The 16,275-nt window shown below is 52.7% G+C and carries 17 protein-coding genes; 3 read left to right on the top strand and 14 right to left on the bottom strand.

Features of this window, described 5'->3' with window-relative positions; translation table 11 throughout:
• The first annotated feature begins 78 nt into the window (after positions 1–78).
• A complete protein-coding gene (gene ldtC, locus WB371_RS18175; RefSeq protein ID WP_336221472.1) occupies positions 79–1,044 on the top strand; it encodes a L,D-transpeptidase LdtC in 966 nt (321 codons plus the stop codon).
• A gap of 98 nt (positions 1,045–1,142) precedes the next feature.
• On the opposite strand, the gene bhsA is transcribed toward ldtC, so the two are convergent.
• Positions 1,143–1,400 carry a multiple stress resistance protein BhsA gene (bhsA, locus tag WB371_RS18170; protein WP_336221432.1) on the bottom strand — a complete coding sequence of 86 codons (258 nt, stop codon included), beginning with the start codon at positions 1,398–1,400 and terminating at the stop codon, positions 1,143–1,145.
• Between the two features lie 242 nt (positions 1,401–1,642).
• Between bhsA and comR the strand changes: the two genes are divergently transcribed.
• Positions 1,643–2,278 (top strand): TetR family copper-responsive transcriptional repressor ComR, encoded by a 636-nt coding sequence (gene comR / locus WB371_RS18165; RefSeq protein ID WP_336221431.1) that lies wholly within the window; start codon positions 1,643–1,645, stop codon positions 2,276–2,278.
• 234 nt (positions 2,279–2,512) lie between these two features.
• Entirely contained in the window at positions 2,513–4,699 is a 2,187-nt protein-coding gene (locus WB371_RS18160; protein ID WP_336221430.1) for a TonB-dependent siderophore receptor, read from the top strand.
• Between the two features lie 57 nt (positions 4,700–4,756).
• Here the strand turns inward: WB371_RS18160 and WB371_RS18155 are convergent, their stop codons facing one another.
• The 13 genes from WB371_RS18155 to yceG all read right to left on the bottom strand — a co-directional run bounded on the left by WB371_RS18155 (position 4,757) and on the right by yceG (position 16,273).
• Positions 4,757–5,296 carry a glycine zipper 2TM domain-containing protein gene (locus WB371_RS18155; protein WP_336221429.1) on the bottom strand — a complete coding sequence of 180 codons (540 nt, stop codon included), beginning with the start codon at positions 5,294–5,296 and terminating at the stop codon, positions 4,757–4,759.
• 185 nt (positions 5,297–5,481) lie between these two features.
• Entirely contained in the window at positions 5,482–6,786 is a 1,305-nt protein-coding gene (gene ndh / locus WB371_RS18150; protein ID WP_336221428.1) for an NADH-quinone dehydrogenase, read from the bottom strand.
• Between the two features lie 246 nt (positions 6,787–7,032).
• On the bottom strand, positions 7,033–7,575 hold the full coding sequence (gene ycfP, locus WB371_RS18145) for an alpha/beta hydrolase YcfP (RefSeq protein ID WP_336221427.1): 543 nt from the start codon (positions 7,573–7,575) through the stop codon (positions 7,033–7,035).
• 21 nt (positions 7,576–7,596) lie between these two features.
• On the bottom strand, positions 7,597–8,622 hold the full coding sequence (nagZ, locus tag WB371_RS18140; protein WP_336221426.1) for a beta-N-acetylhexosaminidase: 1,026 nt from the start codon (positions 8,620–8,622) through the stop codon (positions 7,597–7,599).
• A gap of 10 nt (positions 8,623–8,632) precedes the next feature.
• Complete coding sequence (gene thiK, locus WB371_RS18135; protein ID WP_336221425.1) at positions 8,633–9,460, bottom strand: thiamine kinase; 828 nt, start codon at positions 9,458–9,460, stop codon at positions 8,633–8,635.
• Positions 9,441–10,073 carry a penicillin-binding protein activator LpoB gene (lpoB, locus tag WB371_RS18130; protein ID WP_336221471.1) on the bottom strand — a complete coding sequence of 211 codons (633 nt, stop codon included), beginning with the start codon at positions 10,071–10,073 and terminating at the stop codon, positions 9,441–9,443. Before lpoB ends, thiK begins: the two co-directional genes overlap by 20 nt.
• A gap of 22 nt (positions 10,074–10,095) precedes the next feature.
• Positions 10,096–10,470, bottom strand: coding sequence for a YcfL family protein (locus WB371_RS18125; RefSeq protein WP_336221423.1), 375 nt, complete (start codon positions 10,468–10,470; stop codon positions 10,096–10,098).
• Positions 10,471–10,472: 2 nt separating this feature from the next.
• Positions 10,473–10,832 (bottom strand): purine nucleoside phosphoramidase, encoded by a 360-nt coding sequence (gene hinT / locus WB371_RS18120; protein ID WP_336221422.1) that lies wholly within the window; start codon positions 10,830–10,832, stop codon positions 10,473–10,475.
• A 253-nt stretch (positions 10,833–11,085) separates the two neighbouring features.
• Positions 11,086–12,519 (bottom strand): PTS glucose transporter subunit IIBC, encoded by a 1,434-nt coding sequence (ptsG, locus tag WB371_RS18115; RefSeq protein ID WP_336221421.1) that lies wholly within the window; start codon positions 12,517–12,519, stop codon positions 11,086–11,088.
• A gap of 291 nt (positions 12,520–12,810) precedes the next feature.
• Positions 12,811–13,608 carry a metal-dependent hydrolase gene (locus WB371_RS18110; RefSeq protein ID WP_336221420.1) on the bottom strand — a complete coding sequence of 266 codons (798 nt, stop codon included), beginning with the start codon at positions 13,606–13,608 and terminating at the stop codon, positions 12,811–12,813.
• A gap of 10 nt (positions 13,609–13,618) precedes the next feature.
• Complete coding sequence (gene holB / locus WB371_RS18105) at positions 13,619–14,623, bottom strand: DNA polymerase III subunit delta' (protein WP_336221419.1); 1,005 nt, start codon at positions 14,621–14,623, stop codon at positions 13,619–13,621.
• The gene (tmk, locus tag WB371_RS18100; RefSeq protein ID WP_336221418.1) at positions 14,620–15,261 is read right to left on the bottom strand and encodes a dTMP kinase; all 642 of its coding nucleotides are present in this window, start codon (positions 15,259–15,261) and stop codon (positions 14,620–14,622) included. Before tmk ends, holB begins: the two co-directional genes overlap by 4 nt.
• A complete protein-coding gene (yceG, locus tag WB371_RS18095; RefSeq protein WP_336221417.1) occupies positions 15,251–16,273 on the bottom strand; it encodes a cell division protein YceG in 1,023 nt (340 codons plus the stop codon). Before yceG ends, tmk begins: the two co-directional genes overlap by 11 nt.
• Positions 16,274–16,275 lie beyond the last annotated feature (2 nt).

Genomic DNA, 16,275 nt, shown 5'->3' with positions numbered 1-16,275 from the left:
CCTTGCATTTCAAGACACGTCGCCCCGCCATAATTACTATTTGACACGTCTGTCATAATAACCCTTTGATTTGTGATGATAATGAACACTATGCGACTTTCTCGTTGGCTGGCGTTTTTCGCTCTCGCCGTCAGCATAACGCTTGCACTTCCCGCGCAGGCGAATACCTGGCCTCTTCCTCCGCCTGGCAGCAAGCTGGTCGGGGAAAATAAGTTTCACGTTGTGGAAAACAACGGCGGTTCACTGGAAGCCATAGCGAAAAAATACAATGTTGGTTTTCTCGCGCTGTTACAGGCCAATCCCGGCGTGGACCCTTACGTACCTCGCGCCGGTAGCGTGTTAACCATCCCGTTGCAAACGCTGCTCCCGGATGCGCCGCGTGAAGGGATTGTCATCAATCTGGCGGAACTGCGTCTTTATTACTATCCACCCGGGAAAAATGTGGTCACCGTCTACCCGATTGGCATTGGTCAACTGGGTGGCGATACGCTGACCCCGACGATGGTGACGACCGTATCCGACAAGCGTGCCAACCCGACCTGGACGCCAACGGCCAATATTCGCGCCCGTTATAAAGCGCAAGGGATCGACCTTCCCGCCGTGGTCCCTGCCGGGCCGGATAACCCGATGGGTCATCACGCCATTCGCCTGGCCGCCTATGGTGGCGTCTATCTGCTGCACGGCACTAACGCCGATTTTGGTATCGGAATGCGCGTGAGCTCCGGCTGTATCCGTCTACGTGATGGGGATATTGAGACCTTGTTCCGACAGGTTACACCGGGGACCAAAGTCAATATCATTAACACGCCAATTAAAGCCTCCGTGGAACCCGGTGGCGTGCGTCTGGTCGAAGTCCACCAGCCACTGTCAAAAAACATTGACGATGATCCGCAGGTTCTGCCTATTGTTTTGAACAGCACACTACAGGCGTTCAAAGATGCCGAACAAACTGACGCGGCGTTAATGCAGCATGTGATGGATGTACGTTCGGGGATGCCGGTTGACGTCAGTCGTCATCATAAAGTGAATGAGCAATCGCTGTAAGACTTTTGACCATGAAAAAGCCCCGCTGAATTGCGTTTCAGCGGGGCTTTTTTTATGCAACGGTTAAGCAGTAACAGGCATCAATGAGGGGTCAATGCTTATTTATAAATTACCGCCGTACCGTGCAGATTATTTGGACCGGAGACAGAGGTGATGCGGAAAGATTTCGCACCCATTGCATCGGCTTTTTGCGACAGTTCAGACTGCAGTGAACTCAGGTTAGTCCCTGCGTCTGCGGAAATAGTACCGACTTTTTGCTGACCGGCCGGCGTTGCCTGAACTTCAACAGCAGCAAAGCTGGCGAATGACAGAGAACTCAGAACAGCAGCAGCGATGAGGGTTTTTACGTTTTTCATAATAGTGACCTTTAGCAGATGATTGGGCGTCGTAAGTATTTACTTAACGATCGATAGATAAATCATAGATGTGATCCAGGTCACGCGTCAACTGTTTTTTATAACGACCGTTATAAAAAATAAAAAGCACTTATCTTTCATATGTATGAACAGAAAATATTTTTCAGATGAATACGCTGGAGCCTGAACCCGATTATTTTTATAATGGTTGCTCAAGAATCCCAACCAGGTACAACGGCATCATGACAACGGAATCGACGAGTTGCGTTAAAAAAAGCCGTGGCCGACCAAAAGTGTTCGACAGGGAAGCCGCGCTTGATAAGGCCATGACACTCTTCTGGCAGCACGGTTATGAAGCGACATCGCTTGCTGATCTTGTTGAAGCGACGGGCGCAAAGGCCCCTACTCTGTATGCAGAATTCACCAATAAAGAAGGATTGTTCCGCGCCGTACTGGACAGGTATATCTCCCGCTTTGCCGCGAAACATGAAGCACAACTGTTTTGTGAAGAAAAAAGCGTGGAAGCGGCACTGGAAGATTACTTCACTGCGGTGGCAACCTGCTTCACCAGTAAGGACACCCCGGCGGGCTGCTTTATGATTAATACTTCGGCGACGCTTGCTGCCGCGTCCCGCGACATTGCCCATACGGTGAAATCCCGCCACGCCATGCAGGAACAGACGCTGACGCAATTCCTGCGTCAGCGTCAGGAAAGCGGTGAGATCCCGGCACACTGTAACGTGCAGCATCTTGCCGAATATCTGAGCTGTATTTTGCAGGGTATGTCCATTAGCGCCCGTGAAGGCGCAAGCTTTGAAAAACTGCAACAAATCACCCGCACAACTCTGCGTTTATGGCCTGAATTGCTCAAGGCCTGATCATGTACTCGGACCGGGAATCTCGTTTCCCGGTTCTTCTGCACCATAATTCCCGCACAATAACTAAGGTTATCATTCAGTTAGATGCTATTCTTTATAAAAATCTATTGATAATAGAAATTATTATCAGCAATATTCGCATTTGATTTTGTATCTGTTTCACAATGTAACAACCGGAAACTATCCGGTAATAACAATTCTCACTTGCACAGATATTTTCAGTAAGGAATGCGAATGAAAAAGCGTCTTTGGGTACTCAACCCTGTCCTGCTAGCGTTAACTCTGCCCGCTGCGGCTGCACAAGCAGAAGAAGAAAACTTGATCGTAAGCGCCAACCGTAGCCAAAAAACGGTCGCCGAAATGGCTCAAACCACCTGGGTGATTGAAGGTCAGGAGATTGAGCAACAGGTTCAGGGTGGTAAAGAGTTCAAAGACGTACTGGCACAGCTCATTCCAGGCATTGACGTCAGCAGCCAGGGGCGTACCAACTACGGCATGAACATGCGCGGTCGCGCGATTGTCGTGCTGATCGACGGGGTACGTCTCAACTCTTCACGCACTGACAGTCGCCAGTTGGATTCAATCGACCCCTTTAACATCGCGCACATTGAAGTCATTTCCGGCGCCACCTCGCTGTATGGCGGCGGCAGTACCGGTGGTCTCATCAACATCGTGACTAAAAAAGGTCAACCGGAGAGCCAGGTTGACCTTGAACTGGGTAGCAAATCCGGTTTTAACAACAGTAACGATCACGATGAGCGTGTAGCGGCAGCGGTCAGCGGAGGAACGGATCGCGCGGCAGGTCGCCTCTCTGTGGCATATCAGCGCTTTGGCGGCTGGTACGACGGCAATGGCGACGCTCTGGTGCTCGACAACACGCAAACCGGGTTACAGCACTCCGATCGTCTGGATGTCATGGGCACTGGCACGATCGACATTGACGACAATCGCCAGTTGCAACTGGTGACGCAGTACTACAAAAGCCAGGGTGATGAAGACTACGGGCTGTATCTGGGCGAAAACATGTCAGCGGTGACCGGCAAGGGTAGCGCCAGCACTCGTAGCGGCCTCAGCTCAGATCGTATTCCGGGGACGGAGCGTCATCTAATCAGTCTGCAATACTCCGACGCGGACTTTTTCGGCCAGAACCTGGTTGGTCAGATCTATTACCGCGATGAGTCGCTGAAATTCTACCCTTTCCCGACGCTCAGCAAAGGCCAGGTCACCAGTTTCTCGGCGTCGCAGCAGGATACCGATCAGTATGGCGCTAAAATTACCCTCAACAGCCAGTTGATGGACAACTGGGAGCTGACCTGGGGTGTCGATGCCGATCATGAAACTTTCGATTCCAATCAGAAATTCTTCGATCTGGCCTGGTCCATTCCATCTGGCGGGATGGATAACCGCACGGCCTATACTACGGGACGCTATCCTGGTTACAGCATCACCAATTTTGCGCCCTTTCTGCAAAGCAGCTACGACATCAACGATATCTTCACCCTGAGCGGCGGTGTGCGCTATCAGTGGACAGAAAACCGGGTCGACGATTTTGTCGGTTACGCACAACAACAAGGCATCGCAAACGGTCTGGCGAGTTCCGCCGATGTAATTCCTGGCGGTAAAACCGATTATGACAACGTCCTGTTTAACGCCGGCTTACTGGCGCATCTCACTGAACGCCAACAGGCGTGGTTTAATTTCTCCCAGGGCGTTGAATTACCGGATCCGGGAAAATATTACGGTAACGGAACCTACAAACTGGTCGGCGATCATTACCAGCTTCAGCGCAGCGTGAACGTCGCGGATTCGCGTCTGGAAGGGATAAAAGTAAACTCTTACGAACTGGGCTGGCGCTATACGGGCGATCATCTGCGCACCCAACTGGCGGCGTACTATTCCACCTCTGATAAATCGATTGTTATTAACCGTAGCGATATGACAATCCGTGTGGAATCTGACGATCGGCGGATTTACGGCGTCGAAGGCGCGGCGGATTATTTCATTCCGGACAGCGACTGGAGCGTAGGCGCGAACTTTAACGTCCTGAAATCCGAAGTGAAACAGAACGGTAAATGGGAGAAATGGGACGTAACCCTGGCCTCACCGTCAAAAGCCACCGCCTGGGTCGGCTGGGCACCAGAGCCGTGGTCTCTGCGGGTTCAGACACAACAATCGTTTGATCTCAGCGACGCCAGCGGCAATAAACTGGATGGCTATAACACCGTAGACTTTATCGGCAGCTATCAGCTTCCACTGGGCAAACTGACCTTCAGTATCGAAAACCTGCTGGACGAAGATTACACCACCCTGTGGGGACAGCGCGCGCCTTTGCTGTACAGCCCAACCTATGGCAGCCCGTCACTGTATGAATATAAGGGCCGGGGTCGTACCTTTGGTCTGAACTACGCATTAACCTTCTGATAAAAAAAGCCCCTCAGCCTGAGCGAATGAGGGGCTAACAAGCAGAGTACAGCTTTTTTACGCTTTGTTATTCAGAATCAACTGACCGTTGTTATCCAGTGGGATTTGCGTGCCAGGATCTTTATCCATGCGGATTTTGCCCTGCTGGTCGCCAATTTTATAGGTGACGTCATAACCGAGCATTTTTTCAGACTTGTCATAGACCGTTTTGCAGCGCTGCTGCGTGGAGGTGTAAGTATCATTTTCCTGCATTGAACCCTGGATCTGATTACCCGCGTAACCCCCACCCAGCGCCCCCACTACGGTTGCGACATCTTTGCCTCGTCCGCCGCCAAACTGATGACCAATCACGCCGCCAGCAACCGCGCCAAGAACAGAACCGGCAATGCGGTTTTCATCCTGCACGGGTTTACGGTGCGTCACCGTCACGTTGCGACATTCCTGACGCGGGGTTTTAACGGTCTCTTTAATCGGGGTTGCAGAAACAACCTGTGCATACTGCGGGCCACGCTCGAACACGTTCAGACTGGCTACCGCCGCCACACCCAGCGCAGCAGCTACGCCAATCCCTACACCCGCCAACATTGATTTATTCACGGGAGATCCTCCTTCTTTGCTATTGGTTACAATTCTGCAACCAATGCAATAAGAAACCCATCAGATAAGGGATGAAAACAGCGTTAAAAGAGGTTAAAGCAGGATGATTCAGAGAACTCTGAAGGGGAATACAGCACAACAGAACTGCCTGGCACCGTAGGTTAACGATGCCAGGTCAGGCGAGATTAATGCAGTTTCAGACGCGGGCGGATCACGCGGTTGATGCTGCCCACCAGCATCATCAGCCCGGTTTTGAAGTAACCATGTAGTGCAATCTGATGCATACGGTACAAAGAGATATAGACGAAACGGGCAATGCGCCCTTCCACCATCATCGACCCTTTCGTCAGGTTACCCATCAGGCTGCCGACGGTGGAGAAATTGGAGAGGGAAACCAACGAGCCGTGATCTTTGTACTGATACGCCTTCAGCGGTTTACCGTTCATTTGCGCCAGGATGTTGTTCATCGCACAGGTCGCCATCTGGTGTGCGGCCTGCGCACGTGGCGGAACAAATCCCCCTTCCGGACGCGCGCAGGAGGCACAGTCGCCGATCGCATAGACATCCTGATCGCGGGTTGTTTGCAATGTCGGCTCAACCACCAGTTGGTTAATACGGTTAGTTTCCAGACCGCCAATCTCTTTCATAAAGTCTGGCGCTTTGATCCCTGCCGCCCAGACCATCAGATCGGCTTCAATGTATTCCCCGTCTTTGGTGTGCAGGCCACCGGCGTCGGCGCTGGTCACCATCGTCTGGGTCAGTACGCGAACGCCCAGCTTAGTCAATTCGTTATGCGCGGCGGCAGAAATACGCGGCGGCAGTGCGGGCAAAATACGCTCTCCGGCTTCTACCAGCGTCACGTTCAGCGCTTCGTTAGTCAGCCCTTTGTAACCATAACTGTGTAACTGTTTCACCGCATTGTGCAGTTCTGCTGACAGTTCCACACCTGTCGCGCCGCCGCCGACAATCGCGATATTCACCTTACCGTTTGCCCCGAGGTTCGCGGAATACTTCAGGAACAGGTTCAGCATTTCCTGATGGAAACGACGCGCCTGATGCGGGTTATCCAGGAAGATGCAATGTTCTTTCACGCCCGGCGTGTTGAAGTCGTTGGAAGTACTGCCCAGCGCCATCACCAGCGTGTCATAAGCAATTTTACGCTCAGGCACCAACAGTTCGCCTTTCTCATCGCGCAGTTCTGCGATGGCGATGGTTTTCGCTTTGCGATCGATATCCATCACCGAGCCCAACTGGAACTGGAAGCCGTGGTTACGGGCATGCGCCAGATAGCTCAGTGCATCCACACCTTCATCCAGGGAACCGGTCGCCACTTCGTGCAGTAGCGGTTTCCACAGGTGGCTGTGATTTCTGTCCACCAGCGTAATTTTCGCTTTTTTCTTGCGACCCAGCTTGTGTCCTAACTGCGTGGCCATTTCCAGCCCGCCAGCACCACCGCCGACAATCACGATCTTTTTCAATGGCGTAGTCAACGTGACCCCCTTAAAATAATTAACCAATTGTTAATTAAAAGTTATAAATATAGCCTTTAATTAACAACAGGTTACGACAATGAAAATCTTCTTCGCTAATGAGAATAACACAAGCGGTGCATTGGTCATACCAAAATTGATGTGCATCAAGTTTTGCTGCTGAAAAGATAGACAACACCGAAAAGACAGACAAAAAAACCAGCCCGAAGGCTGGTTCTGTTCGACGATACTGACTGATGCCAGTTTTTATCCTAACGTCTTAAACGCTTTGATACGCTGCAGGTGCGGCGAGATATTCTTGAACTTGTGCGTCTGTTCTTCGTCCCACACGATCTCATAGAAATGGTGCAACTCTTCAGAGGCGCGCTGGCTGTTCAGAACTTCATCATGGCGTGAGAGAATGACCAGGCAGCGATCGCGATTCTTTTCGCGGAAATTGGTCACACACTTGGTGGCGATATCGGCATACTCTTCCGGGCGGTCAATTTTGCCCTCCATGTTCTCGTACGGGAACAGGTTCGGGTTGAATACCACCTGGCGAATATCGCACAGAAAACCAATACGTTCAGCCCAGTAGCCGCCCAGCCCCACCCCACAAATCAACGGGCGGTCATCCACGTTTAACTGCAACATTTTGTCCACTTCTTTAAGCAGATGCTGCATGTCGTGTTTCGGATGTCGCGTGCTGTAGCTAATCAGTCTGACATCCGGGTCAATAAACTGTAGCTGCAAGACTTTTTCGTGGTTGCCCGGGCTGTTAGAGTCAAAACCGTGTAAATAGATTATCATCGCATCCTCACCAAACGTGCGTTAATGACCTGCTTTCTCTTCCTGCCAGCGTTCATGTAACTGGTTTAGCTGCGCGCTGACTGTTTTCCAGCGTGCCGTGTCCATCAGTTCCTGACGCGAAAATGAACCTTTATGATACAAACGTGTAACACGTTCTGCATTGATCGGCGACAGATTATCTAACACACTGACGGCACCTTTACGATTATTGCAGACCAGGATCATATCGCAACCTGCATCCAGTGAGGCTTGTCCACGCTCGGCATAGCTGCCCATGATCGCGGCGCCTTCCATTGACAGGTCATCAGAGAAAATGACGCCGTCAAAGCCCAGCTCCTGACGCAGAACCGTTTTCAGCCAGTGCGGGGAACCGCTTGCCGGGCGCGGATCAACATCGCTGTAAATCACGTGCGCTGGCATGATGGCATCCAGTTTATTTTCGCTGATCAGTGTGCGAAACACCGACATATCTTTCGCCCGGATTTCCGCTTCAGGACGCGGGTCGGTCGGGGTTACTTTATGCGAGTCCGCCGTCACCGCACCGTGTCCCGGAAAGTGTTTGCCAGTGGTTTTCATCCCGGCCGCATGCATCCCGTCAATAAAACGGCTTGCCATTGCCAGCGCCTTAACCGGGTCAGCGTGATAAGAACGTTCGCCGATGGCGCCGCTGATATGTCCCACATCCAGCACGGGGGCGAAGCTGATATCAATGTCCATCGCGATCATTTCGCTGGCCATCAGCCAGCCCGCGTCTTCCGCCAGCTTTCCGCCTGCCTCCAGCCCATGCAGCGCGGCAAAAGACTGTGCGGCGGGCAGTTGGGTAAATCCTTCACGAAAACGCTGTACGCGCCCCCCTTCCTGATCGACCGCCACCAGCAGATGGTTTTTTGACGCCGCGCGGATCTGGCGCACCAGTTCACGCAACTGCTCCGGGTCATGGTAATTACGCGTAAACAGAATCAGGCCGCCAACCAGAGGATGGGCAAGAATCTCACGCTCTTCCGCATCCAGCTCACACCCTTCGACATTCAACATTACTGGACCCACACTGCTCTCCTTAATCCTTCGCTGTTAGCTGCCGCCAGGTTGCATCGGCCAGCCTGATAAAGTTTACATCGCCGGTCTGTCGCCAGCGGTATTCGAACCAACCGGCCTTCAGCATCTGTATCCAGGGATACCAGCGTCTGACCTGTTGCCATAATTTATGCTCGTCCATATGTGCCTGAAAGGCATACGCGCGGACCAGTTGCTGATGTTGACGAATGTCGTCCACCCACACGGCCGCCAGTTCCAGGGCGATATCACCATCGCCCGCGTATTCCCAGTCAATCAAGCGTAACCCTGATGAGGCATGAACGATATTGTCGGCATGAACATCCATATGCAACGGCGCGAGGCGAAATGGACGCGGCTCCCGACGCTTGCGCAGACGTTTTAACATCTTCAGCCAGTACGGCGTTCTGCGGGCCGGGTCGCATTCCTGCCAGTAGTGCTCCAGTAACGAAAGCACGTTGATGCGCCAGCCAAAACAGGGTTGCAGATGGAGATGATACAGCAAGCCCGCCAGTTCGTCGGCATCCGGTAATCCGGATTTTATCTCACCGGTTATATACTCCACCGCCATCCAGCCGGAGGACAGATAAAAAAGCGGCTTCGGGGCAAGACGTTCAGGCAGGCGAGACAAGACATGATACTGACGTAAAAAATGCGCTTGCGGCGCATCGGGGTCGTGATGCCGGCGCAAAACAAGACGCTGGTCTGGGCTTTCAATGATAACGCTCCCGCCGCTGAGGCCATTATGACCGTCTTCGACGGGACGATAGTGTGGAAAGTAGCGCGACAGCACCGCATCGCGCTCGGGATTGCTACTGTTGCTGAACGGCACCTTTACCTGACCAGATTATCTCGCCAGTTTGTACCAGCATTAATTGCATTTGCAGCGATGGCGAATTGACATTGCCGGTTGCGCTGGAATAAAGCACGTAGTGCGCACCGACATTTCGGGCGATACCAATCGCTTTACTGCGTGTGCCAAGACTGTCCTGTGGAGACAGACCTAATTGTTGTTTCGCCAGCGACAATTGCTGTGCAGACACCAGGGTAAATTTGCCATTATTTGCCAGCGCGTTGCGCAGCGTTTCAGTGGCTTCACCGGCATTCAGCGAACCGTTGGTACGGTTATTAACGCTATCTACCAGAAGAACACTTCCTGCGGTAACACCATCCGCCTGCAGCATTTGACCAACCATCGGTTGCATCGCGCTGTTCCAGTCATAATGACGAACGCGAGGCGCTGGCGCGGCAGTCTGGTCTTCATGCTCAATCGGCCCTGGTTGTCCTGGCATAGAAGGCACCGACGGCACGACCGGCGCGGGCACTTGCGGCTTTGCAGGCTGTTCCGGTGTGGGTTTCACTTCCTCAACCGGTGCAGGTTCGCGTTCCACCACACAGCCCGACAGCAACATCGCCAGCACGGCTATCAGTGCGTAGCGATTCATTTTGATCTTCAAGATTCACCCCTTACAAATAAAGATAAAGTCTGACTTTGTGCGCTCCCAGATAATTGGCGCTGCCATACAGCGTGACCGACGAATGCGCCGGGATCCTCACGCTGCGTGGTTTTTCCAGAGGATGCATCTCTAACCCTCTGGCGTCATACCAGTAAAAGCGATAATGAACGGTAACGGGTTCTTGCCTTTCGTTATACAGCGTCGAGGATGCAGAGGGCTGAATATCGGAGGTAGCCAGCGTGGGCGGCTGTGCAGTGATCCCCGCCGCCAGAAGCGTTGACTCCATCACCAGCGACTGCTCATCGCTGACCGGGATCTCGGGATGAGAACGGCATCCGGCGAGCAACAACAGACTCAGTGAAAGCGCGATGCATCCTCTGCTCATCGTTACAACCCTTTATGCGCAAGCATCGGCCCCAGGACGCGGCCACCCAGCAGATGCATATGGATGTGATACACCTCCTGGCCGCCATGACGATTGGTGTTCATGATCAACCGATAGCCATCTTCGGCAATGCCTTCCTGTTTGGCAATTTTTGCCGCAACGGTAATCATACGCCCCAACGCCTGCTCATGTTCGGCGGTAACGTCATTGACCGTGGGGATCAGCATGTTAGGGATAATCAGGATATGAGTCGGAGCCTGGGGTGAAATATCACGGAATGCTGTCACCAGTTCATCCTGGTACACAATGTCTGAAGGGATTTCACGACGAATAATTTTGCTGAAAATAGTCTCTTCTGCCACGACGTTTTCCTTTTATAAAAATTGCCATGCGTGATGTCATGCTACGCTGAGCCACACTGCGAGTATAGAGTATGATCGACTTAAACCCTCTCTTTCAACCTTAACCCACGATTTCTTAAGCAAAAAATAGCAACCCGCAATCGGTAAAGCGTTGTTGGCTATTTTTTGCGTAGCACAACCCCTTCATTGTGGTTTTTTCCCTGTAAAAAAGGCAGCCATTTGGCTGCCTTAGTTCTCCCCAACGTCTTAAGTCTTAGCTGTTACGGATGTACTCATCCATTTCCGTTTTCAGGTTATCGGATTTGGTACCGAAAATCGCCTGAACGCCGGAACCGGCAACAACCACACCCGCAGCGCCCAGTTTCTTCAGGCCAGCCTGATCCACTTTCGCAACGTCAGCGACGCTGACACGCAGACGAGTGATGCACGCGTCCAGGTTAGTGATGTTCTCTTTACCGCCAAATGCCGCAATCAGTGCTGGCGCCATTTCACTGGTCGCCCCTGCTTTCGCATCATCGGTAGCATCTTCACGACCCGGCGTTTTCAGATCCAGCGCTTTGATCAGCACACGGAAGATGGTGTAGTAAACAATCGCGTAACCCGCACCGACAATCGGGAACAGCCACAGTTTGCTGCTGTTGCCGGACAGAACGATAAAGTCGATCAGACCGTGCGAGAACGACGTGCCGTCACGCATACCCAGCAGGATACAGATCGGGAACGCCAGACCAGCCAGAATTGCGTGAATAACGTACAGGATCGGCGCAACGAACATGAAAGAGAACTCGATCGGCTCGGTGATACCGGTCAGGAACGAGGTCAGCGCTGCGGAGATCATGATACCGCCCACTTTGGCGCGGTTTTCTGGTTTAGCAGAGTGCCAGATAGCGATCGCTGCCGCCGGCAGACCGTACATCTTGAACAGGAAGCCGCCAGACAGCATACCTGCTTTAGGGTCGCCCGCCATATAGCGAGGAATATCGCCGTGGAACACCTGACCTGCTGCGTTGGTATATTCACCAATCTGCATCTGGAAAGGTACGTTCCAGATATGGTGCAGACCAAACGGAACCAGGCAGCGTTCAATGAAGCCGTAGATACCGAACGCAACAACGGGGTTCTGATAAGCAGCCCATTGGGAGAACGTCTGAATAGCAGTACCGATTGGCGGCCAAATGAAGGACAGAACCACACCGGTAAAGATCGCCGCCAGACCAGAGATGATCGGAACGAAACGCTTACCGGCGAAGAAGCCCAGATACTCAGGCAACTTAATACGGTAGAAACGGTTAAACATGTACGCTGCTATCGCACCGGAGATGATCCCCCCGAGTACACCTGTATCAGCAAGGTGTTTTGCTGCGATCTCTTCAGCAGGTAAATGCAGAACCAGCGGTGCAACGACGGACATGGTTTTTACCATGATGCCATAGGCAACAACGGAGGCCAGAGCCGAAACACCGTCGTTGTTAGTAAAGCCAAGCGCAACACCGATGGCGAAAATCAGCGGCATGTTTGCAAAAACAGAACCGCCGGCTTCTGCCATCACGTGCGATACAACGGCTGGCAGCCAGCTGAAGTTTGCGGAACCGACGCCCAGCAGAATACCTGCGATAGGCAGTACGGATACCGGCAGCATCAGCGATTTACCGACCTTTTGCAGGTTAGCAAATGCATTCTTAAACATAATTGAGAGTGCTCCTGAGTATTTGTGCTTCTACGTTCACACGCATTGGCGAGGGGGGAGAACCTCGCCGTGGACAGGACATCTAAGTGCCCTTTATTTATTACGCAGAGTAAAATAAATCGGCGTATTTTTGTTTGACGGCTATCACGTTTCAACTGCGGACAGCACGAGAATTTGCACATTCTGACAAAAAAGGTATCAGAATGTGTCTAATCACTCATTCACCGCCCAATTTAAGGCGGTGAACTTTACTCGCTTAACAGATTAATTACGAGCTTTAAAAAAACTCATTCAAGAGACTGATTGCAGGCGGGAAGCGTTGATATGGAACAAGCGGGCAAAGTTATCGGTGGTAACCTGTGCCAGTTCTTCAACGGCAACACCTTTCAGAACAGCCATATACTCTGCAACGTCACGAACCATCGCTGGCTGATTCTCCTTGCCTCGATGCGGCACCGGCGCGAGATACGGTGAGTCGGTCTCCACCAGCAGACGATCCAGCGGCACGTAACGAGCAGCATCACGTAACTGTTCAGCATTACGGAAAGTCACAATGCCGGAAAAGGAGATATAGAACCCCAAATCCAGCAGTTTTCCCGCCGTTTCTCTGTCTTCTGTAAAACAGTGTAGTACGCCGCCACAATCCGTCACATTTTCATGGCGAAGAATCGCCAGCGTGTCCGCTCGTGCATCACGCGTGTGTACGATTACCGGCTTATTCAGCTCGCGGCCAATCTGGATATGATGAATGAACGACTCCTGCTGGCGAATTTTGGTTTCCGGAGTATAAAAATAATCCAGTCCCGTCTCTCCCATCGCCACAACGCCCTCTTCGGCCGCGAGAAGTCGTAGTTCTTCCACCTCATACGGTTCATCCTGATTTAACGGGTGTACGCCACAGGAGAAAACGACGTTGTCGCGCTGCCCCACTAATTCCCGCATACCACGGTAACCCGGCAGCGTTGTCGCCACCGCGAGACAGAATTTCACATCACGCGCGGCGGCTTTTGCCAGCACGTCATCCACATCCTTATGTAGCGATTGGTAATCCAGGCCATCAAGATGGCAGTGCGAGTCGACTAAAAACATGATGTCTCTCTTAAAGATGGGGAACAGGCAACACCGCGCCTGGTTGCAGATAATGTTCGATTTGCAGAAGAAGATCGGTTAACACCAGCTCGCGGTTTAGTCCGGCTACCGTCAGTAACTGTTCGCGGCAATGGCAAACAGCGGTAAAGATAGCCTGAATTCCCGGTTGAGAAAGCGCGCCGGCAAGCGTGGTAATCAACGGGACGGCATCGGCGTTAGTTAAGGTGGATGCGCCATGCTGGCGCTTTAAGGCATCCATCAGCAGCGTAGCCAGCCAGTGAAGCCGGACAGGCGCTTGCTCATGGTTGAGCACCGTTAATAACGAATACCAGTCCGTGTGAGGAATGCTCGCCGCCAGAGCCTGACATAGAGCGTCCCGTTGTTGCCAGCTTTCCGACGCCAGCAGCGCCAGCGCAGCTCCCGGTGAACCCGCACTCAGGCGCAATGCGGTCAATAATGCCTCTTGTGACGTTGTCACTTCACGTGCAAGCCACGAAATAGCATACGATTCTGCGGGCGGCGCGAGATGATGCAATCGGCACCGGCTGCGCAATGTCGCCAGTAAACGCGCGGGCTCCTGGCTGGCGAGAAAGAACCACGTTTGCGCAGGCGGCTCCTCAAGCGTTTTCAACAGCGCATTGGCGGCAGCCTCCGTTAACAGCGCCGCATCCGGGATCCAGACGACTTTGGCCCCCCCCAGACGCGCACGCTCATAGAGTTTTTCACTCACTTCACGAACGGCATCGATACCCAATGCGCTTTTCCCTTTCTCCGGGAGAAGTGAATAGTAATCCGGGTGCGTCCCCGCCTGCATTAGCTGACAACCGCGGCAATGACCGCAGCTTTTGTGCCCGTCGGGCTGCTGGCATAAGAGATACCGACTTAGCGCATAGATCAACGCATCGTCGCCCATTCCCGGTAGTGCCTGAATCAGTAGCGCATGGTGACCCCTTCCCGCCTGGTAGCTTGCTACCAGCGTCTCGAAGTCAGGTCGTAACCATGGATACCATTTCATGCGCCCTGCTCCTTCACCCAGCCGATGACCGTGCTGCGAATATCCTTCATCACGTTTTCCAGTGGCTGTGTCGCATCGATCGTCCGGATGCTGGGGTCCAGGGCTGCCAGTTCAAGATAGCGGGCACGGGTACGATTAAAGAAATCAAAGGATTCCTGTTCGATACGGTCGAGCTCGCCTCGCGCCCTGGCGCGCTTCAGGCCAACCTCAGGCGTCACATCCAGATACAAAGTTAAATCGGGGCGAAAATCGCCCAGCACCGCATCACGCAGCGTCGCCAGCATCTGCTGATCGACGCCGCGACCACCGCCCTGATAGGCCTGAGTGGAGAGATCATGACGATCGCCAATCACCCATTTCCCCGCATTAAGAGCAGGTTTGATGACTGTTTCGACCAGTTGTACGCGTGCGGCGTAGAACATCAACACTTCGGCTTTCACCGTAATGATTTCATCACCCACTGAACGAATGTCCAGCACCAGACTACGCAGTTTTTCCGCAAGCTGTGTCCCGCCCGGTTCGCGGGTAAACACCATGTCATGAATGCCCAGTTGTTCAAGCGTTTCAACCACAACGTTCCGCGCGGTCGTTTTTCCGGCACCTTCCAGGCCCTCGATGACGATATATTTACTGCGCATTTTTTTCCTTAAGCACTTTCAGATAGTCCTGCACTGACCGGTTATGACCGGCAAGATTAGTATTAAACGTATGACCGCCTTTACCATCGGCCACAAAATAGAGATACGGTGTTTTTGCCGGATGCGCCGCCGCATTCAACGAGGCTTCTCCAGGCATTGCAATCGGTCCCGGCGGCAGTCCGGTGATGGTATAGGTGTTATAGGCCGTTGGCGTTTCCAGGTCCTCGCGGGAAATTTTGCCATTATAACGTTCTCCCATTCCGTAAATCACCGTAGGATCGGTTTGCAGACGCATCCCCACACGCAGACGATTGATAAATACTGACGCGACCTGTTCCCGCTCGCTGGCAACGGCTGTCTCTTTTTCGATGATTGAGGCCATGGTTACCAGTTGGTTCTTGTCCTGATAAGGCAGTCCTTCCGCGCGTCCTTCCCAGATACGATCGACCGCCTTCACCATTTTTTGGTGCGCGCGCTTGAGCAGAGAAACGTCTGTGGTATTGGCGGTATACATCCAGGTATCAGGCCAGAACCACCCTTCAAGCGTGCCGGATTTGTCCAGCCCCAGCGCGTCTGCGGCGGTTTCGTAGCGATCGTCGCTCAGGGTATGTTTGATGTACGGCGCGTCCCGCAGTTGTCTGAGATAATCACTCAAACGCATCCCTTCCACCAGGCGTAGCGGGAACTGTGCTTCTTTCCCACTCTCCAGCAACTGTAACATCTCACGCACGCTCATTCCCGGCGTTAAGCGGTACGTCCCCGCTTTAAAATGGGAGAGAGCAGGTTCAACCCGCAACAACCATTGGAATACACGGGGACGATTAATCACATGCTCATCATAGAGTTGTTCACCCAGCGCCAGACGGCCGGTTCCTGGTTTAAGCGTGAAAATGGTCTCTTCTTTAATCAATATTTTACTGTCTGCCAGATGACGGACCTTCCACATTCCCGCTCCCGCGGCAATGCCCAGCACAGCCACCAGTAAAAGGAAAACACGAAACAAATTTTTCATGG

Source organism: Citrobacter amalonaticus, from assembly GCF_037053465.1.
In the GTDB taxonomy this organism is placed as follows: domain Bacteria; phylum Pseudomonadota; class Gammaproteobacteria; order Enterobacterales; family Enterobacteriaceae; genus Citrobacter_A; species Citrobacter_A amalonaticus_H.
This window is presented reverse-complemented; position numbering and strand designations above follow the sequence as displayed.

Bases quoted from the DNA above. Each gene is read 5' to 3' on its own strand.
- bhsA (WP_336221432.1), bottom strand. From the start codon at position 1,400: ATGAAAAACGTAAAAACCCTCATCGCTGCTGCTGTTCTGAGTTCTCTG.
- comR (WP_336221431.1), top strand. From the start codon at position 1,643: ATGACAACGGAATCGACGAGTTGCGTTAAAAAAAGCCGTGGCCGACCA.
- WB371_RS18160 (WP_336221430.1), top strand. From the start codon at position 2,513: ATGAAAAAGCGTCTTTGGGTACTCAACCCTGTCCTGCTAGCGTTAACT.
- ycfP (WP_336221427.1), bottom strand. From the start codon at position 7,575: ATGATAATCTATTTACACGGTTTTGACTCTAACAGCCCGGGCAACCAC.
- lpoB (WP_336221471.1), bottom strand. From the start codon at position 10,073: ATGAATCGCTACGCACTGATAGCCGTGCTGGCGATGTTGCTGTCGGGC.
- WB371_RS18125 (WP_336221423.1), bottom strand. From the start codon at position 10,470: ATGAGCAGAGGATGCATCGCGCTTTCACTGAGTCTGTTGTTGCTCGCC.
- ptsG (WP_336221421.1), bottom strand. From the start codon at position 12,519: ATGTTTAAGAATGCATTTGCTAACCTGCAAAAGGTCGGTAAATCGCTG.
- WB371_RS18110 (WP_336221420.1), bottom strand. From the start codon at position 13,608: ATGTTTTTAGTCGACTCGCACTGCCATCTTGATGGCCTGGATTACCAA.
- holB (WP_336221419.1), bottom strand. From the start codon at position 14,623: ATGAAATGGTATCCATGGTTACGACCTGACTTCGAGACGCTGGTAGCA.
- tmk (WP_336221418.1), bottom strand. From the start codon at position 15,261: ATGCGCAGTAAATATATCGTCATCGAGGGCCTGGAAGGTGCCGGAAAA.
- yceG (WP_336221417.1), bottom strand. From the start codon at position 16,273: ATGAAAAATTTGTTTCGTGTTTTCCTTTTACTGGTGGCTGTGCTGGGC.